Raw genomic sequence first — 22,549 nt, forward strand, 5'->3', positions numbered from 1 at the left:
CTATTAATTACACGCAAATATTCAACAATATAATCACGATTATTATAATCACGATTATATTAATAAAGTAAGGTAGTTCAAGATTATTTTGCGGATTGAATTGAAGCCTCTTGGCGAGCAACGTCAAGCGCTTTGTTGAAGGCATCACTAGTCCAACTTGCTCCAGCAACAACCGAAATATGCAAATCTTTTAACGGTTTTCCAACGATTTTTCCTGGAATAGCCTCACTGAAAGCGCTCATGTGTTTTTTGGAGATTGGCGTAAACGGATGAGACGTTATTTGCACACTGCTAATATTTCCATTTGCAACGCTTAAATTCACGTCAATGCTATCTTCTGCAACTGGCCCATACTTAGCTTTGATTTTGTAATCGCCATCTTTGTAATTGCCAGTGTCTGTTTTAGGCGAATTTTGCTGATTTTGCGAATCCTCACTTTGCGCGGAAGCGTGCGATTGTTGAGCACCAGAATCGTAAGATTTCGAAGCATTGCCACTATCGTTTTCGCTTTGACCAGAGTTTCCTGCAAACTCATCATTCATTGGAACGGCACTCGGCTCGCCGCAAGATGCAAGAAACGCACTTGAGCTAGCCAAAACCGCAATCGCAGCAACCGTTTTTGCAATTTTTTTAGACTTCAAATCATCACGCAAATTAGTGCAGCGTGAAACATTGTGAAATATATTGTCTAAAATCATAAATCATCGCCTTTAAATCTTAAATTAAAACTATGCGCAACTAATCATTTAAAAACTAATCATCTAAATTCGCTAATTTAGGTGACTTAGTAGGCTCATGATTTTGCAAAGCTTCCGCAACGCTTTCATCAACATGTGCACTCGTAAACGCAGGCTTGCCACCAATCGCCTCGTACGCTTTGCGCGCAACCTCATTATTCCAACGTTCGCCAACAAGCACACCGTGGTTGAGCATAATTTCACGATCCGCGCATTGAGCAACCAAAGAATCGTGCGTTACAACAATAATCGTAGTTCCCTGGGAATGAAGCTGCTTAAACAAGTCGAGTACAATCTGCTCATTCTTTTCGTCCAAATTACCAGTCGGCTCATCCGCAAGAAGCAACTTCGGGCAGTTAATAAGAGCACGCGCAACGCAAACGCGCTGCTGCTCACCGCCAGAAAGCTGGCTCGGCAAATGATGCGCACGGTCCTTTAATCCCACGCGTTCCAAGGCTTCCATTGCTTGCGATTCATCTACAACTGAATGATAATATTGCGCAACCATCACGTTTTCTACAGCTGTTAAATGTGGCACAAGATAAAACTTTTGAAACACAAGACCGATTACGTTTTTGCGAACGTCTGCAAGCTGACCCGCGTTCAAATCCTCGAGTTTGCGGCCTTGCAAAGCAACGGAGCCTTTAGACGGCGAATCCATGCACCCAATAATGTTCATTAGCGTAGTTTTGCCAGAGCCGCTCGAGCCAACAATCGAAAGCCACTCGCCTTGCGGCACAGTAAGCGACAAATCGTCAACAGCGCGAAGAGAGCCGTAAATCTTGGAAACATGGTCCAAAGTCAACAGCATTTCTGGCTCAGCTTTTGTGCTCTCCAGCTTAGTTTCTTTATTCTCTGTCATATTAAATCCTTAACTAAAATCCTTAACTAAACACTCTAAAATCACTATAAAATCACTATAAAAGCTATTCTTCTCGAAGCACAATCGCAGGGTCTATTTTTGAAGCGCGCAAAACAGGCGGCAACGCAGCAACGCAAGACGCTGCAACGCTAAACACAATAGAAAACACAACCAGCCACCAATTTACGCTCAAATCTCGCGCAAACACCATTGACGCAAGCAATCGCGCAAATCCATACCCCACTGCTGTACCAGCGATTCCGCCAATAAAACCATAAAGCCCAGATTCTGCAGTGAACTCAATGCCAATGCTTTTAGCGCTCGCACCCAAAGCTTTGCGCAAGCCAATCTCATTTCGGCGCTGCTGCACAATCGAAGAAATCGTAGTGCTTACGCCAACCATCATCAACGCAAGAACAACCAGCGAAACAATCCAAAATAGGCTGCGAAGCATAGCAATAATGCCAGTATCTGCCACCGTAACTTTAGTAACTTGTTGCGCACGAACACGCATAGAAGTCATATCGTTAATGCTGCGCACAACAGCATCTACGTTCGGCGCAGAAGACGAGTAAGCAATCACGTCCGCACCGCGCTTAACGCCTGTAAGCGCACGCAAATCCGCGTTAGTTGCGTAAAGCATGGAATCTTCGGCATCTCCCGTATCTAAAATGCCGCAAACGCGGAAAGTTGTGCCGTGAGTATCCATAATATCTGTGGAAACTCTGCCTTCAACAAGCTTATTTTGAGAAGATTTATCTGTTTGATTATCTGTTTGATTGCCTGCTTGATTACCTTGCGATTTTTGCGCAAGGCTATCCGAATCCGAGGAATTATCGCCAGCGCGATACGCGATTGCAATGCGCGAACCAATCTTCAATCCCATAGCCGAAGCAACATCTCGCCCAACCATAACGTTGCCACTGCTAGGCCAAGCGCCGTCCACGTTCCAATGCTTATTAAGCGACTTAACAGCGGAGACATCCACTCCAGCAAGCACGTACGGAGCCGCATTAATGCGCACATTTTCGTAACGGTAGGTAGCAAATCGCATAGCACCTTTTGCAAGAACCATGTCGTTAGTGTGCAAAACCATTGCGCGATCAATGCCATTTTTCCACTCGCCTGCAAGCGGCGTCACAATAATATTCGCTCCGTATGCGCGCATTTCGTCACTCATTTGTTGAGGAACAACAATGCAGATTGCAGCCAAGCAAAATAGCGTAGCGGCACCAACAAGAGTGGCAACTACTGCCATAAGCGCACGCGACTTTCGGCGAAAAACCGCGCCAAAAAGCATAGTCGCAAACATTGCGCCATTAGAAGTCATACCCGAACCAGATTTAACGCCCATGAAGCACCTCCGCAGGACGCACATGCAAAATAGAGCGAATAGAAGAGCCAGCAGCAGCAAGAACAGTAATCGCAAGAAGCACAAACACCAGCACAAATACCATTGGTCGAAGCGAAATCGCAGAACCAAACACGCTAAATCCAATCACTTGCGCAACGCCAAAGCCTGCAATCATGCCAATAAGCGCACCAGCGCACGCAATAACCGCTGTTTCCATAAGCATTAGCCGCGCAACAGCGCCATCGCGCGCACCCAGCGCCTTGAGCAGCGCAAGCTCCCCAGAGCGCTCAGAAATCGCAGCTGCCATAAGATTCGCAACCGCAACAGCCGCCGCAACCAAGCTAAGCGCCGTCATAAGCACCATCACAGCGCGCGTCTTGTTAAGCACGCTGCCTTGCATAGCAGAAACTTGCCGCACTTGCTTTGCAACAGCTCCTGGAATCACTTCTTCAATTTGGTAAGTAATCGAGCTTGGGTAGGCTGTGCAATACCACGTCTCCCACTCTTCTTGGCTAAGAGCCGCTGGATTCTTCGCCGCTTTACGCGCTAAATCGTTTTCTGGCGTAGTCAATGCTTTAACTTCAATCGCCTCAACCATATTTGGCTTATTTGAAAGGCGTTGTGCCTGGCTGGAATCCGCGTAAATCGCGTTATTGTCGCTATCTCCAGAATCGTAGATACCAACAATTTTAAGTGAGATTTGCCTGCTAGAACGATCTAGTTTTATTCGCTGACCAACTTTTAGATTATGACTTTTAGCAAGATTTGTGCCAACAGCAGCCTCGTGCTTAAAATCGCGCGGGAATCTGCCTTCAAGCATCTTCCACCAAGACCGCATTCCTTGTACACCAACAACTGTTGTTTCTCCAGAAGCGAGCGCAAGCTTGCGATTAAACCACGTGCCAACAATCGGGACTACTGAATTAACAGATTTAGCGGAATTAGTGGATTTAGCAGAAGAAGAATTAGCAGATTCGGCAGAAGAATTTGCTTTAAGATTTGCATAAATCGTTAGTTTTGGCGCAAAATTCGTTATGTTAAACGCCCAAAAAATCATTTTGATTTTTGCAGCATCCGATTCCTTCAAAAAAGCGGTAGATTCTTGACTTTCAGCATCCGCCAAAGTTTGAGAAGTTTGCAAAGTTTGCGAATTACTATAGCCTGACTTTGTGCGAGACGCATACAAGTCGTTCACAACAGCATTCGACTTAGGCTGAACAATAATATTGGACCCGTAAGAGCTAAGCTCCGCGTTAATTTTGTCTCCAACGTCGTAAACAACGCTAAGCATTGCAACGCTTACACACGCACTCAAGCACACAACAATCGCTATAAGAACTCGCTTTTTAATCTGCCTTGCAAGAGATCGCGCAACCATTCGAATCATAAACATTTGCAAGCACTCCTACTTAAAGTGCGAGCTAAGCACGTCTAAATCGGCTGTATGAATGGTAATTTTGCCGCCACCAGCCTTGTATGGGAATGGAATCGGGTTGCATCCGCCCTTAAAACCAATAGTCGCCAAATTTATTGCAACATCGCATTTTCGGCATATTATCTTGCCGTCTTTTTCGTAGTAGCCTGCGTCTCCGCAATTTTCGCAAGCATCCAAGCCCACTCCATACGCTCCACCATTTTTCTTGATGATTATAAAGCGCATAACAGTGCCATCTTTAGCTTTGTATTGGAATCTATGCAAGTGACCATCGCTAATTTGCACAAAGTTGATTGTTGCTACGCCATCATGCAACTCGTACGGTTCTGGCGGCGTAAGCGTTGGCTTAATATTCATAAGAGACACACCAGCAGTAAGCGTAAGTATTACTACAATTGCAGCCATTAGCGCCGCAAGCGCAGACCTTCTAGACTTGCGCTTAAACGCTCGCTTTGCGCGGATTTGTGCAGAATTTTCTCCAACTACAGGCGTCTTAAAACCAATTACAAGAGAGGCGAATGCAGGAATCAAAAACACGCAAATTTGCGCCATAATCATAAGCGGAGCGTTGTTTATAAGCCAAACAAGAATGCTAAACGAAAAATCGTCTATATACAGCAAAATACTTCCTTGCATAATTTGCAACAAAGACGTTAAATGCTGAATTAGCAAGATTATCATGCTTAGAATAATTGCGATTCTAAAGGCGACTTTACTGGCGGTCGTGCGCAAAGACCTAACCATAAGACTTATGCAAATCGCAGCAGCCGCGCCAAGAATAAATCCTAGCGCGCGAAGAAGCATATCAGAAGTAAACGGAGGCGTGCTGGAGTCAACGAAAATCGTAAGCTGCAAAATCACGTCTGGAAGCGCGTAAAACACTGTAAACGCTAGGCATAGCGCGCCAATTGCATTGCTTATGTGCAAGGGCAGCGGATTTTTGCGCCATTTTGCAACCGTTTTGCCAGATGCGCCAACACAAACGATTGTGGCAACATCTAGCGGAACAGCAATGCAAAGCGCTGGAAGATTCACAAAATTGCGCTGATTAATCACCACGCTTGCGCGCAAAAATGCAAAAACAAGCGCCGCAACTGTTCCAAAAATCAAGCCAAAAAGTCGCCAACTAGAGCTGATTGGCTTATCTCGCCCCTCGCCAACGCTTAGAGTTGCGCTTAATCCCATTGTAAGCAGCGCAAGAGGGAGCAGCCCTGGAAGAACTGTAACGAACAGCCTGAGCATGTCTCCCTCCTTTGCTGTTTACGTGATTATTCGTTATCTATTTTTGTTTTTTATTTATGCGCCATTTTGCACTATTTATGCATTACTCATGCATTCTATTGGCAAAACTACCACTGGCAAAACTACCACTGACGTGGAGTGTACTTCCAATCGTCGAATGTAGCGGTAATTGGCTCAGTCCAGAATCTGCCAGTCACGCCCGTAGCAGGATCTACATGAAGCATCCAGCCCTTCTTTTCTGGCGATTCGACAGAAAGCACTAACTTGTAGTTTCCAGCCTTATCGAGCTTAACATTTGCGCCGTAGTGAGGACCGTCGGAAGCGTTCATTTGCATAAACGTTCCCTTTACAACAGCTTCACCGCTCGCCTTATCAATAATTTGATAATTCACAGTCAAATCTGGAATAAACTCGCCCTTGCCGTAGCCAAGCTTTGTACCTTCCTTGTTTGCGTGAATATCTGCCTCAAGATGGAAGCTTGCCTCGCTTGCCTTTAAGCCCATGCCTGCTGGGACCATGTCAACTGGCTGGAAGTACACAGCGCCAATCGTAAGTGGGCCAATGTTCTGGTCTTGGTTAGGTCCAACTGGAACCTCTTCAAAGCCTTTGTCTCCGCCCTTATCGTCGGCCTTCTGCTCAGATGCTTGTGGCTTTGCAGCAGATTTTGCCGCGTTTCCGTTTGCACCGCAACCAGTGAGTGTTAGCATTCCTGCCAGCGCTAAGGCTGCAATTGCCATCATCTTTTTGTTCTTCATATCTAACCTTTTCTGTTAGTTAATTATCTGTTTATTATTGCTTGATTTTTAGTTTTGATTTTTAGTTTTGACTTATCCGCGAACGGTTGCTTGCGACTTGTGTGTGCGCAAAATAGACACGCATAGCAGTGCAATAACCACGATTGCAGCTACGACTTGCGCCGAAATCGTTTCAACGTACGGATAGAATCCAAGCCAATCGTTAGTTGGCAAGCCTTGAATATAAACTCCAGCGAGCGCATCACCCTCTATAAGCGCGTGCACACCTCCACCAGCAAAAATCACCACTAAAATGCACATAAGCGCGCTGGTTCCTGTAAAGAATGGACGAATTGGTATGCGAACGGATGCAAAGCGAATCAGCAGGAAGATTACAACCAAAACAGCGGCTGCGGATACAAACCCGCCCCAGATCATGGAGTCTGCTCCACTTGATACAGCAAAAATCGCCTGGTAGAAGATTACAGTTTCTGCACCTTCGCGAAACACTGCTAAGAAGCTTAGCAGCGCTAGAGAAATCAGGCTTCCTTTAGAAACTGCTGCCGTCGTTTGGTTGCGAATATACTCGTTCCAAGCTTGCACAGAAGATCTTGAAATCATCCAATTGCTTGTGTACAGCAGCATAAGCATTGCAAACAGAGCTACAACACCTTCAGTGATTTCTTGCTGCGGACCAGAACCGTTAAACAACAATCCAAATAGCGCAGCAACAATAAGCGAAGCTATGATTCCTGCAACAAGCCCCATGTAAATATACTTAACCATGCTCTTGTGCCCAGATTTAATAAGATACGCGATTATTGCAGCCACAACCAGCAGCGCTTCCAACCCTTCGCGCAACAAGATTATAAAAGCCTGCCCAAAGGAGCTTGTTATAAATTGCATAAACGGGTTGGAGTTAGATGCCGCTCCGCCGTCTAGTTTTGCTGCATCTTCAATAAGCATTGACTTAAGATCGGTCACGAACTTTTTTGTTTGCTCAAACGTTTTGCCATTGTTCATAGCCTGCCTGCACTCTTTGAACTGGTATTCAACAGTGCTTACTCGGCTGCCGCTTATTGCGTTCATCACGTTCTTCTCAAAACCGAGCTTTTCGTAATATTGGTAGTAGGCTTCGTTTACTAAATCAACAGCTTTGGCAACTTCTTGCTTGTTTCCTTTTGCTGCTTTGTACGTTGATGCAGATTTGTCGAGTATAACGTTCATTTCTCGCGCAACTTGGCTCCAAGTTCTACCATTTCGCCCAAGATTTTTCTTTTTTGCTGCATCGAGCTTTTTACGCTCTTTTGCGATTTGCGCGCGCAACTTGGCTGCGTAAACATTCGGCTTATCTAGCTGCGTGTTTGCATCGAGTTGAGAAGCGGTTTGCGCAATATCTCTTTCCAGAGTAGATGCCACTTCACTAATCTGTGCGCTTTGATTTTGTTGATATACCAAAGTTTGCAGTTGCTGGAACTGGTCACTTTGCGACTGCACCTTATCTTGACCAATTGTGTCTCGAACAACGGTTATGAAGTTTGATGCTACGTATACCGAATTGTATGCAGCTTGAAATCTGGTTGCAGCTCCTGCCATATTTGCACTATTGTATTCGTTTTTACCTTGTTCTATTTGGCTTGTAACTGCTGAAGAAACTTCTGACCAACTGTTATAGGTTTTGTCAGCGTCAGTTGCGTAGGCTATTGTTGGCTCTCCAACTAATCCTACTAATCCGACTACTCCCATTGCACAACTTATTAAAATGCATATTGACAACAAAAATGCCGATGCGCTCGCAACTTTTTGGCGCGCTTTTGCACACGCGTGCATAATGTCTCCATATCTCCTTTGGCTCTATCCCCCCATCGAGCGCACACAATTTTTTCTATTTTCGTTTAGTTTTAATCGTTCAAATTTTTTGGCGGCTTTTGCACGGTTTGTATTTCCGTTTTTATTCTGTTTAAAGTCGCTTCGCAAGTAACCCCATGAACATAATATCGATATATCAAGTAGATTGATATAGTTAGACGCAAAAAACACGCAAATATTACAAAAATGATATTGATAATGATAATTATCAATCTTTTTGCGAATCGTATTGAGAAAAGCCAATAAGCCCAACAAACTCATTAAACATGTTTCTCATACTTTCTACAATGCGACTTTTCTTCTCAGCGCGCGCAATCGCCGCAGCGCCAAATCTGCTCATTCTAGGCATTAAATCATTAATGTCTGTACCAAGCTCACTTACTTCGCCAGCGCTAAAAGATTTCTCCATAAACTTGCGAGTCAAAGCATCGTTTAATCCTTCACTTTGCACAAGTTGTTCCAAGTCATGATCATACTTTTGCTCAACATACTCGCTCCAGCAATCAACAATACTCAACTTATTGCCGTTAGAATCGTAAACAGTAATGTTACCTTCAGAATCCACAAGCTTCCCAAGCTCCTTCTCGTTAAGCTGCGCAATAAACCCTTCAATAAGCTTCTTTTTACTACGCAACTGCGGGCTAGAGTCAACTGCCACCCTAATAGAAGCAAGAACATTTTTATCCTTACAATGCTTGCTATGGTAACGTTCTACTAACATCAAAATGTAGTCAATATTTACTTCTACTTGCCGCACAAGCTCCATCTCAAACACAACATCGTCCGTAATGTTTGCAATATCGCCTTTTTGCTCTTTGCGCTTCCACTCTTCATGCAAATCCTGGTAATGCCCCAAGTAATCTTGCATATCGCGCTCTTTGATTATCTCGTTGCCTTCAAATTGATCGAAAGCTTTCAGCAGGTTACGCAAGCGCAGAATATTACCAAAAAGCGATATAAACTTTTTCTGATTCTCTTCTCCAACAATGTCGAAGCCTTGCAGCGGATACTTTTCCATAAGCTCATTTACTAAATCACTGTATCCGCAACGCTCAATTCCTTTAGCGTCAACGTAACCGTTGTAAATCTGCTCAAACGTAGGACAAAGCACAATACCTTGCGCATCTTTATCTCCAAAAAGACTTACCGCTTCGTCAACTCTATAACTCAAATCCCTAAAGCACACAATGTTTCCGAATGTTTTAACGGAATTTAAGATTCGATTTGTGCGCGAAAACGCTTGAATAAGCCCATGCATGCGAAGATTTTTATCTACCCAAAGCGTGTTCAAAGTTGTTGCATCAAAACCAGTTAGAAACATGTTGACTACAATCAAAACGTCAATTTCCTTATTTTTCATGCGAATTGAAACGTCTTTGTAATAGTTTTGGAATTTGTTATTTGACGCATCATACGCAGTATTAAACATTTCGTTATAGTCTTTTATTGCGCTTTCCAAGAATTCTTGCGAATTTGCGTCTAGCTTTGCAGTACTTTCGGAATTTTCTTCTCCAAGAGAACCCATGCCGTTGGCGTACGCCGAAGAATCTGACTCGCCCTCGTTTACTGCATAGCTGAAAATAGTTGCTACTTTTAAGCGTTCGCTTGGAGGCAGATTTTGCTGCTGCTTTTTGAACTCGTTGTAATACGCTTTTGCAAGAGGAATGTCTGCAACAGCAAAGATTGAATTAAAGCCGTTTACGTCAACTGATTCAGAAGATTTTTTAGTCTCTAAAGTATTATGCTTATCTGCAGCAAGTTCTTTAACGTTAATAATGCGCTTGTACTTGTAAGTTTTCTCGTTGCGATACGTTTTTTGAGTAAAATGTTCAATAATATATTGAACAACATTATGCACGCGATCTTTGTGCTTAATTACCTCAGGGCGATTAATATCTTTAACCAATTCGTCGGTTGCTTTTTCCAGCTCGCTAGACGTTTTTACAGTAGCAACGTATTCCACGCGGAATGGCAACACATTTTTATCGTTAATCGCGTTAATGATTGTGTACGTGTGCAAGCACGGTCCAAAGGTTTGCTCGGTTGTAGAAATATGCGCAGCGTCGGATCCAGCAGCGTTCGCTTCAAAAATTGGCGTGCCAGTAAACCCAAAAAGCAGAGCATTTTTAAAGTGTTTTACAATATCTGCATGCATGCCTCCAAACTGGCTTCTGTGGCATTCGTCAAAAATAAACACTATGCGCTTTTTGTAAATTTCATGGATCGGGTTGTTGCTTATAAATCTACTAAGCTTTTGAATAGTTGTTATAATAAGTCTGCGTTTTTCAGTATTGTCTTCTAGCTGTTTTGTAAGCACAGATGTTGACGTGTTACTATTTGCGGCTCCTTTTTCAAACCTGTCGTATTCTCTCATTGTTTGATAGTCAAGATCTTTACGGTCTACAACAAACAAAACTTTGTCAACAAGATTATTGCCTTCTGCGTCTTTCAAAGCTTTTACTAGCTGCGATGTTTTGAAGCTGGTTAGCGTTTTGCCAGATCCAGTAGTATGCCAAATATAACCACCCTTTTGACGCTCTGATGCTGGCGTTTTGCTCGCATTAGCAAACATGTATTTTACGCGATTCACTATGTTTTCTGCTGCAGTAATCTGGTATGGACGCATAACCATCAAGCAATCTTCTGCATTAAAAACGCAATATTTTGTAAGAATGTTAAGAATTACGTGCTTTGCAAAGAAGGTTTTAGCAAAATCGCATAAGTCGGAGATTATAGTGTTTTGAGCATCGGACCAATAGTTTGTAAATTCAAAACTGTTACTTGTTGTGCTTTTGCTAGATCCTTTACTTTTCTGCTCTCTGTAAGCATTATTGCGAGTTGAGTTGGAGTAATACTTTGTTTCAGTACCGTTTGAGATTACGAAAATTTGCACGTATCCAAATAGTCCGCTTCCAGCCCAAAATGAGTCGCGAGCATAACGGTTAATCTGATTGAACGCTTCTCTAATAGGCACACCTCTGCGCTTTAGCTCAATATGAACCATTGGCAAGCCGTTTACTAGAATCGTCACATCGTAACGATTGCTGCGAGCAGGGCCATTTGCATCATTATCGTTTGCATTAACAGCATACTGGTTGATTACTTGCACAATATTCTTGTGAATATTTTCTTTGTCAATAATAGTAATGTTCTTATCTGTGCCGTCATCTTTTTTGAGTATTTTAACGTTATCTCGCTGAATAGTATCTGTTTTCTTAACTATATCGTCAATGCTGTTTGCAATATTTTCTTTGAAAAATCTTTCCCACTCATCATTTGAAAAGTGGTAGTCGTTGAGCTTTTCGATTTGCACGCGAAGGTTTGCTATAAGATCTTTCTCGTTGTGAATGTGAGCGTACTCGTAGCCTTGGGATTGCAAAATGTTAATGAACTCTTCTTCGAGTTGTGCTTCGCTTTGATAACTGCCGTCGTTGCGCGCGCTTGGCGTAAACGTAGACATTACAGTGCTATCTTGATTCTCTAACACGATTTTCATTTTGCTTCCTTCTTTCTTACTTACTCACATAACGCATTGCATATTCTACAAATTTAACTTATCTCCAATGTAAATGGTTAAATATTCCATTTTTGTATTCTTCATTTTTATTCAGAAATTCTTTTATTTCAGTCTCATAATTATGATTGTTTTCTATTTTTGATACTAAATACATTAAATTTACTAATGCTGCAGCAATAGATTTATCCGTATAACCATTTAATAAAGAAGAATTTTTAACATCACGAATTGAGGGAGTTGATATTACAGTTTCCTTATACCATAATCTACAATGATGAGAACACAAATTACGCAAGTAAACTATTGAATGGATTGCTTCAGAAGATTTACGAATTTCTGTTTTTAACCCCATTGAATCAAAAAGTTTTCGCAACACATTAGTATCTTTATACAAAGAAATCATTCGTGAAATAGTATCAAATGGAAAAGCTTCAACGGCAGCCCATATTGGTATAGGTTGTTTCTTACTCTTATAATGTTTTATACAAACTTCGTTAGATTTTTCCAGCCATTTGTTCATATTAGATAAAAGATTATTTATGCTTATGTTAGATTTTTTAATATATGAATCTGAATTGAGGTATGTATATGCTCCTCCAGAGTTTGCAACGTGATATGCGAATCTAGATCTTAATGTTAACTCTACTTGTGCTGTACCTTTAAGGATAATTGTTCGCAATTCTTCATCCATTTTGTATGGCACAAGAAAATCAACATCTTTGCTACCTGGCTTAAACTGATTATTGCCAGAAGAAGGATCGATTTGAAACACTCGAAAATATCCAGATAATCTATAGTAGTTGCAGTCATACAGCATACTTTTTAAATTATTTTCATCAGTAACTACTAATTCTCGAGTTTTCATGAGTTGAATCATATCGTCAATAGATTTTGGAGGCTTTGAATTAGCTGAAAAACAAGAAGAACCCCCAGGTTTGAGCACTGTTAGTAGGCTTAGGGGGCTGCTATTACTGGCAAGTTTAGCAGACATTTCTTACCTCCTCAATCTCTTCGGCGAGTCTCACTAGAAATGTAATTTATGTAAATTCTAATACTAAATACGCTTTTATAGTTTACTTTACATAAATTGTGCATAACTAAATTACGCACGCTTGAAGGTAAGGAGTTGATCGCGGTAGTACTCGTATTGCTTGCGTCTAGCTTCAATTTCTGCAGGCAAACCTTGAGTTAAATCATTGCACAATGAGTCAAAGCGATCCAGAATTTGTACGATTTGGCGCTGCACTTCAAGAGGTGGAACGGGGAGAACTAACTCCTCCAAGTCAGACTTGTTAATTGCAGGAACTCCGCCATCTTTCTTAAGAGACAATATTGCATACGAATTATTTGACAAGCAATAATACAGATATTTATTTAATACAAAATCAGCATTTCCAGCGATTTTATAACATAAAGGTCCAAGCCAAAACTTATTTTTTTGATACCCAACATAACCAATACCACCTTGACCTCTAGAAGGCGTTGTCACCACATCCCCATCACAATTCCAATCTAATGAATATCCAGAATTAGTAGTTCCCGCATTAATATATTCATACAAAGAAGGTGATTCTTGAATATCACTTAATTTACTGCCAGTTGAAATAAAAGCAATATCGCCAATCTTCTTATACTCCACACCGTTAAGGCAGTAGTGTGATATAAGCGAGCGAAGAGGATTATTGTCGTCAAATGTAAGCAGTGTATCTCGATAGTATTCGTATTGCTTTTTACGAGCTGTAAGCTCTGCTGTAAGCTCTGCTGTAAGCTCTGTAAACGTATCTAAAATCCGCACAATCTCCGCTTGAACCTCAAGCGGCGGCACTGGGATTTCAAAATCTTCTGTTATATGTAAAGAAATTTGAGGCAACGATCCCATTCCAGAAGCTGCATCACGAAAATATTGAATGTTATTTTTTAACAGGTAATACAAGAATTTTACGCGAATCGGATTATTTGAAGTATAAGCCCACATCTCATTTTTGAAAGTAAATGGTTTATCATAATAAACAGCATCAATAACACCTCTAGACTGCACTAAAACTGCTGGAACTCTCGTAATATTTGCTTTAGGTATGTCTGATTCATGAGCATTAATAACAGTTTTACCGCCAGCAAATATCCTAATTTCGCCATCTTCAGAAGCTATTTCTTTCATCTTACTTGCAGTAATCGGCGTACCTTTAATACGAAGATATGTATCCTTAACCTTCTTATACTCCACGCCATTCGGGCAAAGCTCAGCGATTAACTCCTCAAGCCTGCTAGTCATTGAGCCACCTCGCTATTATCAAAGTTAACGCTGCCAGCTTCAATCTCGCTTACAATCTTCTCAATCTGTTCGCGCAACTCTTGCTCGCGAGCGCAAACCGTTTTTAATTGCGTATTAAGCTCTGTAATATCAATCTTTTCGCGAGTATCTTCCGCTTCAACATATGTGGAAACGGAAAGATTGTACTTATTTGACTCCACTTCTTCCAAAGACGCAACGTGCGCAATATGCTCCACATCTTGCCTAGAAGTGTACCACTTAACAATTTGCTCAATGTTCTCGCAAGAAAGCTTGTTGCTATTCGTTGACTTTACAAACTCTTGGCTGGCATCAACAAACAATATTGAAGTATCGTTTTGCTTGTTTTTGCGCAAAACCATAATGCACGTAGCAATCGAAGTGCCAAAGAACAAGTTGCTTGGAAGTTGAATCACGCAATCAACAGCATTATGTTCAATTAAATATTGGCGAATCTTTTGCTCAGCTCCACCTCTATACATAATTCCTGGGAAGCAAACAATTGCAGCAGCACCATTTTCTGCCAGATGCGCCAAGCAGTGCAAAACAAACGCCATATCTGCCTTGCTTTTTGGAGCAAGCACGCCAGCTGGAGCAAAACGAGGATCGTTAATCATCAACGGATTAGAATCCCCTTCCCAACTCGTGGAATAAGGCGGATTAGAAACAACTAGCTCAAACTTTTTATTAGCATCGATTTGCGGATTTATAAGAGTATCGCCGCAAGTAATCTCAAACTTGTTAAAATTCACATCGTGCAAAAACATGTTCATGCGACACAAGTTGTAGCTAGTAACGTTCTTTTCCTGACCGTAAAAACCGCCATTAATATTTTCAATGCCTAGCACTTTTTTGGCTTTTAGCAGAAGCGACCCGGATCCGCATGCTGGGTCGTATACGTCTGAAATGCTTGATTTTCCAACTGTTCCAAGGCGCGTGAGCAGCATTGAGACTTCTGCAGGCGTAAAGTATTCGCCGCCAGACTTGCCAGCATTAGAAGCGTACAAGCCCATCAAATACTCGTAAGCGTCACCAAAAGCCTCAATAGAACTGTCGGTTACACTGCCAAGCCTCATCTCACTAATCACTTGCAATAACCTCACAAAACGCTTATTTCTGCCTTCAACAGTATCTGCAAGCTTAATATTATTCACATCGTAATCGGAGAATAATCCCTTAAAATCACCAGACGAATCAGTTCCTTGAGACGACGCTTCAATATTGCGGAACACGCGGCTCAACGTTTCGTTTAAATCACTATCTTGAGGAGCACGCTTCAACACATTGCAAAACAGTTCGCTAGGAAGTATAAAGAAACCTTTAGCCGAGATCATTTCGCTGCGAATAGGCTCGGCATCTTCATCGCTTATTTTTGCATAATCAAAATCTGGATCGCCGCCTTCAGATTCATGCTCGTTTTTATTGATATAATCGCATAAATTCTCGGAAATATAGCGATAAAACATTGTGCACAACACGTATGCTTTGAAGTCCCAGCCATCAACAGAACCTCGCAAATCGTCGGCAATCTTCCAAATCGTGCGATGCAATTCCGCGCGTTCTTCTTCTTTGCGAGTGTCCATCCTACTGCTCCCTATTCGTGCAATTCGTGCAAGCGTATGCGCAATATTAAATAAGCTAATTAAACAAGCGCAATATTACGCAATATTACGCAATAATTAAATAAGCGTTCTTTAATATTCTACTGTAAACGCGCACAATCAGCAGCGATAGTATTCGTATTGCTTGCAACGAGATTTTATCTCGGGAAATAACCCCCTTTGGACTATAACCCCGGAATCGTCTTTGTGTTGGCGTTTGTTGTGCGTGTGGGGGTTTTGAGTGTTGAATGTGTTGCTTTCGGTTTTGTTTGCTACTAGGGGCATTCAAAACCGAAAGCTTTTTGTTTTTGTTCTATTTGTTTCCATACTGCGTTTTGAACGTTTTACGCGTTTTGTGTATAGCTAAAAACTTATACGCGATTTTGCAAGTCACATCTGCATTTGTTATTTCACTGCATTGTTATTTAGTACCCCTTGTTATCTCATCTCTTTTTTGCCAAATTGTGTTATTGCAATCAAAAATACAAACACAGATATTGCAATTGCACATGGCAAAAATGGTATAAGATTAAATCCGTTTCCTAATCCTGTTGATGTAACTGCATGTAGAGAGCGGGAAACCATATATCCGCTGTAACAATAAGGATAAACTACCCAAAGTGGAGTATTTGCTATTAATACGCCAGGAATTACAAGAAGTATATTTAATCCAACGGATAACATTGACTTTTCAAAAAGAACAGTAATCGCCCACATGACTATTACGCTTGGAATCATAGTCAAAAACAGATCTAAACACCATTTTAGTAGATACATAATTGGGAGCGTTTCTGTAACTCCTGTGCTACTGGTTGCAAACAATCCTGCTATGACGAATACAGCAAAAAATACGACCATTTCCATAAGCAAATAAAATAATAGTACGCAAAATTTTGCAGCAGAAATCGCGTATCGACTAACAGGCAGTGCCAGCATTTTTAGTATTCCGTTATTGCTCGTTTCTCGTCCGGCAATCATCACGCAAATAACAATCATACTAAGAGGAAGCAAATAGTATGAATAGACTAATGCGCTTTGAATAAACATAGCAGCCCATGCGTGTGTATATTCTGGAGTGAAGTATCTATGAAGGCTTGCTACACCAGATCCAACCACAATTAGTGGTGCAATAAAAATCAAAGGAATAATTTTACTACGCTTTACTTTCTTAAATTCGATTCTAAGAAGTTCAAAAAATCTCATTTTCATAATCTCCTTATTCGTAGTGCAGCTTCTTAGCTGCCCACAATCCAGAACATAAAAACAGAAGTGTTTCAACTATTGATACGATTACGACCGTAGTATTAGGTTGCGCGCTCATGGCAACTGCTGGTTTTAGCATAACGATAAAAGGTGATGCCATAAAAAGCACGATGTCTGACGAAGCCAATGCCATGCCGCTTAAAAATCCTGCTACACCAATTCCAAGCGTTACCCACATGTTTTCAAATCGTGATGATACAAAAATCATAAAGGACAATACGGGCATTGATGTAATAAATGAATATGCAGCAAAAGATATAAGAGTACTTACATTAAACGTGCCTTGTGGCAAATCTGTTACACCGATTTTTGCAAGTGCTAAATTTTGTATGCAAATAGCGATTAGTAACAGAACGGTCAGCAGCATAAATTTGCATAGGTACATAGTTGGAACACTCATAGGAAGCATATGCATCTTTTTTACTGCATTTCCCTTAAATTCCATGTTGTAGATAATGCATGCGGCAACTATTATGCCGAACATGTTTAACACCATAATCATGCCGTAAAGCTGTGTAAGAAGAATATCCATAGGAGCTAAAGGCAGATTTAATAATGTACTTTTTCGTACAATGAAATTCACAAAAGCGTAAGCTGCTCCCATAACGCCAATAGCAATCATAAGAGCTATAAAGCCAGTTCTCTTGCATTTTTTGAGTTCGATTACAAGCGTTTTCATAGTCTTGCACTCTGCTTCCTGAGTGTATTGTCTTTATCAATCATGGATAGGAACATATCTTCCAAATTGTCGGCAGCAAAACCAGATCGTAATGCGTATTGTCGTAGTTCATCTAAACTACCTTCAAATAGTAAGTGTCCGTGATTAAGTATTCCAATATCATCTGCAATAAGCTCAATTTCGGATAGCATATGAGAAGAAATAAGAATCGTGCAATCGTAAAAATCTGGAAGCGACTTAATTAGATTTCGGATTTCGTGTATACCAGATGGATCGAGTCCATTTGTTGGCTCATCTAAAATCAAAATAGGTGGTCTACCAAGCAATGCTCCAGCAAGACCAAGCCTTTGTTTCATGCCAAGTGAATATTTTTTTGCAAGACGGTCTCCAAACTCAGAAAGACCTACTAATTCTAATGCGTCATCAACTGCACTCTTAGGTAGTTCTAAAATACGACGTATAATGTCAAGATTTTCTCTACCTGTTAGATTTGCATAGAAAGATGGGGATTCAATAAACGAGCCTATTTCTTTCAAAATAGGTATGCGGTCAGCAGGAAACCGCTTTCCGTCGATTGTAAATACGCCTTTTGTTGGAGCTGTAAGTCCTAGGAGCATTTTCATTGTTGTAGATTTTCCAGCTCCATTTGGCCCAAGAAAGCCATAAATGCTACCTTTTCGAATATGAAGTGAAACATCATTAACAGCAGTAAATGATTTATATTTTTTTGTTAAATGTTCTGTTGTAACAATATTGTTCATGGCAATATCTCCTTTCAGGATTTATGATATTGCGTCAACCTTTCTACAACATTCTCTTCACCTTACATCTACCTTACATTTTTATGCGAGGTCAAAAAATGAATATTCACATGGCATAATATATGTTAGGGGGCGCTCCATGAATCAGGATGATTATTTGTTGAACAAGCATATTCTGCTTGTTGATGACGAGCAGGAACTTTTAGATATGGTTGTATCCATATTAAACGAATACGGTTTTCATAATATAACTACTGCAAAAAGCATGAAAGATGCTGTAGAAGCAACACAAACATTACGTCCAGAATTAGCAATACTTGATGTTATGCTCCCTGACGGTAATGGATTTGAGTTAATGGAGAAGATAAAACAATATAGTGATTGTCCTGTTTTGTTTCTTACTGCTTGCGGTGAGGATGAAGATAAGTTTAAGGGATTTGACTTAGGAGCAGATGATTATATTGTAAAGCCGTTTCTTCCAAAAGAGCTAACGTTTCGCATTATGGCAATTTTAAGACGAAGCTACAAGAGCGAAAATCCCATTGTTAAACTGAAAAATAGTCAGATTGATTTTTCTTCTGCAGAAGTAATAAAAAATAACGAACATATTCCACTTACAGCCAAAGAACACGATTTGCTTTCTGCTTTATATAGAAATGCGGGACGTATCGTAACAATTGACGCGTTATGTGAAGCTGCATGGGGTGATAATCCTTTTGGATATGAAAATTCTTTAATGGCGCATATACGTCGTATCAGAGAAAAAATAGAACTCAATCCATCGCAGCCTGTTTCATTGGTAACAGTAAAAGGTTTAGGATACAAGCTGATTGTGGAGTAAAGCAGAATGAAAAGCATACCAAAACTAATACAACGCTTTATAAGTATTTTTCTACTAAGCACTGTGCTCATAGTATTAATGAATATTATTGCGTTTGTTGTACTTATAGGGAGTTACGCACCCGATAAAGAGATGTCTCCCTATAACATAGCAAAAGAGACGGGAGAAGCATTACAATTATCCGCAAGTGGGGATTATGTATTATCAAAAAATATGTCTTCCAAATTGACAAATTCTGGCGCATGGGCAATTTTGATTGATAATAATACGTTAAGAGTCGTATGGAAAACAAAAGACGTTCCTGCAACTATTCCAAACGATTATACTTTGTCTGATGTAGCTAATTTGAGCATTGGCTACATTGATGGTTATCCAACTTACACTGGTGATAATAAGAATGGAGTTGTCGTAGTCGGATTTCCGCACAAAAGCTTTTGGAAACATACGCAACCAAGTTGGAACTACAGTTTAATCTCAAATTTTCCACAGATTGTTTTAAGCGTATTCTTCATCAACATTTTGCTTATTCTTGGAATTTATTTAATAGCTAATATAAAACTACTAAAATCAATTAATCCGATTACAAAAGGGATACAACGTTTATCTAGTGGAGAAAGCGTGCATATTCCAGAAACAGGAGCACTTTCAGAAATTTCATCTAACATAAATTCTGCTTCCGATATTTTGCAAATACAAAAAGAACAATTGAGAAAAAAGGAGACTGCAAGAGCGAATTGGATAGCTGGAGTTTCGCATGATATTCGTACTCCGTTATCTATGGTTATGGGATATGCGGGACAGTTAGAAAATTCTCTCCATATTTCGCAAGAAGATCGTAAAAAAGCGACGATGATTATTAAGCAAAGTGCAAGAATGAAGAATTTGATTAATGACCTTAATTTGGCTTCAAAACTTGAATATAATATGCAACCCATTATGAAAAAAGAAGAAAATATTGTTGCTGTTGTTAGGCAAGTTGTTGTGGATTTTATGAATATGGGTATGCAAGATGAGTTTTCGATTAAGTGGGAAACAGATGCTAAATTGACTGTTTGCAATATTAATGTAGACAAAGATTTATTAAAACGAGCAATATCTAATCTTATTCAGAACAGCATATCTCATAATGAAAATGGGTGTACGATTTATGTATCCGTTGCTGCAAATAATAACAATTGTATTATTTGCGTTGAGGATAATGGTATAGGTGCTTCAGATGAAAAAATCGAAAAGCTTAATCATGCACCGCACTATATGATTTGCGATACAAGTACTGTAGAGCAACGGCATGGTTTGGGTCTGCTAATTGTTCAACAGATTATTAGCTCTCATAACGGAACGGTTGATATAAGCAGAAGCAAACATGGTGGGCTTAAGGTTGAGTTAACAGTGCCAAGTAAAAAATTTGGGTTATAGGTCTTTTGGCCTATAACCCAAATATCCAGTACTTATTAGTTGTCTTTTTTGTACACTACCAGAAATAATTAAGCCGCTATCTCTAAGATGTCGCATTAAAGAATCAACTGTTTTATAAGACCTTACGCACAATCTCCTTCTATGCAATTTTTTACTTTACAGTAAAATTTATTTTACAATTTTACTATGCACGTTTGAAAGTGGAAGCTGATTGCAACGCTACCGTATTGCTTGCGTCTAGCTTCGATTCTTGCAAGCAAGATAGCTCGCATAGTCATTATTGGGCATTAGTTGGAATTATTCAGCATTACTCAACATCACTCCGCAAAAAAGTGCGCTGGGAATGCACGCGTTTTGCGAAGCGTTTTATTAGGCAGCATTACAGCAAACTCAGCACTGGTGGTTTGCACGATTTTTTGCAAATCGCTTTCTTGCGATACAAACAACGCACTAGCGAGTGCATCGGCATAAGCTGTTGGAAAATCGCAAGTTTTAGCAGGAATATAAACCCAGCTTGCACATAAATCGCAAGCAGGAATGCCATCAAGCGCATTAATCAAGTGAGTCGCAATTAAATTAGACTCAAAGCCACTTGCATCTTTGCCTAAATAACTTGCGTCTTTTACTTTCCAACGCCTTCTTGCGCTAGACGACGCACACAACGCTCCGCTTGCGATTGATGCCACTGCAACTGCTTGAGTTGTGTCAAACGGATTTTCCAGAGCAACTTTTATTTGGTAATCTTCATTGCTAAAGCAAGCGCGCATATCACCGCCAGCGTTTACCAAAAAATCAAAATTCGCAGGAGAATCGCCGCTAAGCTCCTCTTTAATAATCCGCGTTACAAGATCTACAAAATAACCTTTACCCGCTGCACCAAAATCAAGCTGCACTGGCTGATTCGTGTGAAGCGTTACGCTGCCGCAATCTCGCGAAATATTCCCCCACGTAACTGGCAAAGCGCGGCGATAATTAGCCCAACTGTCACTATCATCACTCGCGCTAGCTGCCGACTCTGGAACGAATTGCACAGAATTGTTGTAGCCAAGTGCAAGCAAATCCGCGCCAACACACGCATCAAAAGCTCCGCGAGTGGCAGCGTAAAACTCGCTATAAAGCGTAAAAAGTGGCCCAGCCCATTCTGGAAACTCAAAATCGCCGCCATCAGCCGCACAAGCCATGCGCGAAACAAGCGAATCTGCACGAAAGCGCGAAAGCACCGATTCATACTCTTCAACAAAAGTGCGAATCCGCTTCTGCACGCGCTGCGAAATCGGCTTGCTGCTAGAGATAATAATCCCCGTTCCAAGCGCGCGCTCAATCGCAACAACGTTCCTAAACATCATTTGACTCACTCCCAACATCAAACACTCTATCAATCATCAAAAACCACAACAATATCCCCCAAAAGCCACAAAATAGCAAAATGTCGTCATAGTTTACAGAAAGCCATGTTCTATGCCTACATTTTGGCAAAATGAAGGCATAGCGTACAAAAAATACTCATCTATACCGACATCGTGGGAAAAATACTGCATCAACAACTATATTAAAATTGATGGTAAAGTCAGCATAAATCACAAATCCTCACTTATATGCATGCCAGATCGCAATTATCTTTAATATTTTCACATCAGCATATTGCCAACGAAAAATACTTACAAAATATAATAAATATAATATTTATGTACTTTACCTTGGTAGAATTTGTCTAAAAATTAATCAACTTATTGAATTCTGTCGAATAAGAAAAATTAGAAACAATATTGACATTCGATATAGTAATTGCAAATCATTAAGACTCTTCAGGAAAAAATCAAATATATTATCATCGCATAAACAAGACTTACTACAACAACCAACATGCTTGCAACATGCCGGTAAAGCTTTTGTATTATTGCAAAAAGATTAATATGCCGACAATGACTTTATTAGCTAAAAATACATT

At 40.5% G+C, this 22,549-nt stretch carries 17 protein-coding genes; 2 read left to right on the forward strand and 15 right to left on the reverse strand.

Annotation, left to right across the window (positions count from 1 at the left end; all coding sequences use genetic code 11):
* Positions 1-83 precede the first annotated feature (83 nt).
* From HXT20_RS06010 to HXT20_RS06075, 14 genes are all read right to left on the reverse strand, one after another.
* Positions 84-698 carry an FMN-binding protein gene (locus tag HXT20_RS06010; protein ID WP_422114323.1) on the reverse strand — a complete coding sequence of 205 codons (615 nt, stop codon included), beginning with the start codon at positions 696-698 and terminating at the stop codon, positions 84-86.
* Positions 699-753: 55 nt separating this feature from the next.
* Entirely contained in the window at positions 754-1,599 is an 846-nt protein-coding gene (locus tag HXT20_RS06015; protein ID WP_004114240.1) for an ABC transporter ATP-binding protein, read from the reverse strand.
* Between the two features lie 64 nt (positions 1,600-1,663).
* Positions 1,664-2,953 carry an ABC transporter permease gene (locus tag HXT20_RS06020; protein ID WP_410313165.1) on the reverse strand — a complete coding sequence of 430 codons (1,290 nt, stop codon included), beginning with the start codon at positions 2,951-2,953 and terminating at the stop codon, positions 1,664-1,666.
* Positions 2,943-4,346: an ABC transporter permease gene (locus tag HXT20_RS06025; protein ID WP_101887734.1), complete on the reverse strand. Its 1,404-nt coding sequence runs from the start codon at positions 4,344-4,346 to the stop codon at positions 2,943-2,945. Before HXT20_RS06025 ends, HXT20_RS06020 begins: the two co-directional genes overlap by 11 nt.
* A gap of 12 nt (positions 4,347-4,358) precedes the next feature.
* Positions 4,359-5,630: a DUF2318 domain-containing protein gene (locus HXT20_RS06030; protein WP_101887735.1), complete on the reverse strand. Its 1,272-nt coding sequence runs from the start codon at positions 5,628-5,630 to the stop codon at positions 4,359-4,361.
* A 122-nt stretch (positions 5,631-5,752) separates the two neighbouring features.
* Positions 5,753-6,385, reverse strand: a complete 633-nt coding sequence (locus HXT20_RS06035; protein WP_004116196.1) for an iron transporter — start codon at positions 6,383-6,385, stop codon at positions 5,753-5,755.
* Positions 6,386-6,457: 72 nt separating this feature from the next.
* Positions 6,458-8,194 (reverse strand): FTR1 family iron permease, encoded by a 1,737-nt coding sequence (locus HXT20_RS06040; protein WP_004116200.1) that lies wholly within the window; start codon positions 8,192-8,194, stop codon positions 6,458-6,460.
* A gap of 247 nt (positions 8,195-8,441) precedes the next feature.
* Entirely contained in the window at positions 8,442-11,729 is a 3,288-nt protein-coding gene (locus HXT20_RS06045) for a type I restriction endonuclease subunit R (RefSeq protein ID WP_422114324.1), read from the reverse strand.
* 58 nt (positions 11,730-11,787) lie between these two features.
* Positions 11,788-12,741 (reverse strand): Abi family protein, encoded by a 954-nt coding sequence (locus HXT20_RS06050; RefSeq protein ID WP_422114325.1) that lies wholly within the window; start codon positions 12,739-12,741, stop codon positions 11,788-11,790.
* A gap of 111 nt (positions 12,742-12,852) precedes the next feature.
* Complete coding sequence (locus HXT20_RS06055) at positions 12,853-14,022, reverse strand: restriction endonuclease subunit S (protein ID WP_422114326.1); 1,170 nt, start codon at positions 14,020-14,022, stop codon at positions 12,853-12,855.
* Positions 14,019-15,623: a type I restriction-modification system subunit M gene (locus HXT20_RS06060; RefSeq protein WP_422114327.1), complete on the reverse strand. Its 1,605-nt coding sequence runs from the start codon at positions 15,621-15,623 to the stop codon at positions 14,019-14,021. The genes HXT20_RS06055 and HXT20_RS06060 overlap by 4 nt, the downstream gene beginning before the upstream one ends.
* 456 nt (positions 15,624-16,079) lie before the next feature.
* Complete coding sequence (locus tag HXT20_RS06065) at positions 16,080-16,844, reverse strand: ABC transporter permease (protein ID WP_004114222.1); 765 nt, start codon at positions 16,842-16,844, stop codon at positions 16,080-16,082.
* Positions 16,845-16,857: 13 nt separating this feature from the next.
* Positions 16,858-17,583, reverse strand: coding sequence for an ABC transporter permease (locus HXT20_RS06070; protein ID WP_004114221.1), 726 nt, complete (start codon positions 17,581-17,583; stop codon positions 16,858-16,860).
* Complete coding sequence (locus tag HXT20_RS06075; protein ID WP_004116219.1) at positions 17,580-18,344, reverse strand: ABC transporter ATP-binding protein; 765 nt, start codon at positions 18,342-18,344, stop codon at positions 17,580-17,582. Before HXT20_RS06075 ends, HXT20_RS06070 begins: the two co-directional genes overlap by 4 nt.
* Before the next feature lie 139 nt (positions 18,345-18,483).
* On the opposite strand from HXT20_RS06075, the gene HXT20_RS06080 reads away from it, so the two are divergent.
* Together HXT20_RS06080 and HXT20_RS06085 are read left to right on the forward strand one after the other, a co-directional pair.
* Positions 18,484-19,185, forward strand: coding sequence for a response regulator transcription factor (locus HXT20_RS06080; RefSeq protein ID WP_004573677.1), 702 nt, complete (start codon positions 18,484-18,486; stop codon positions 19,183-19,185).
* Positions 19,186-19,191: 6 nt separating this feature from the next.
* Complete coding sequence (locus tag HXT20_RS06085) at positions 19,192-20,601, forward strand: sensor histidine kinase (RefSeq protein ID WP_020760678.1); 1,410 nt, start codon at positions 19,192-19,194, stop codon at positions 20,599-20,601.
* Positions 20,602-20,918: 317 nt separating this feature from the next.
* Here HXT20_RS06085 and HXT20_RS06090 read toward each other — a convergent pair whose 3' ends face one another.
* Entirely contained in the window at positions 20,919-21,944 is a 1,026-nt protein-coding gene (locus HXT20_RS06090; RefSeq protein ID WP_248911708.1) for an FAD:protein FMN transferase, read from the reverse strand.
* Positions 21,945-22,549: the final 605 nt, after the last annotated feature.

It is taken from the genome of Gardnerella sp. DNF00109, assembly GCF_049262845.1.
GTDB classification, from domain to species: Bacteria; Actinomycetota; Actinomycetes; order Actinomycetales; family Bifidobacteriaceae; genus Bifidobacterium; species Bifidobacterium vaginale.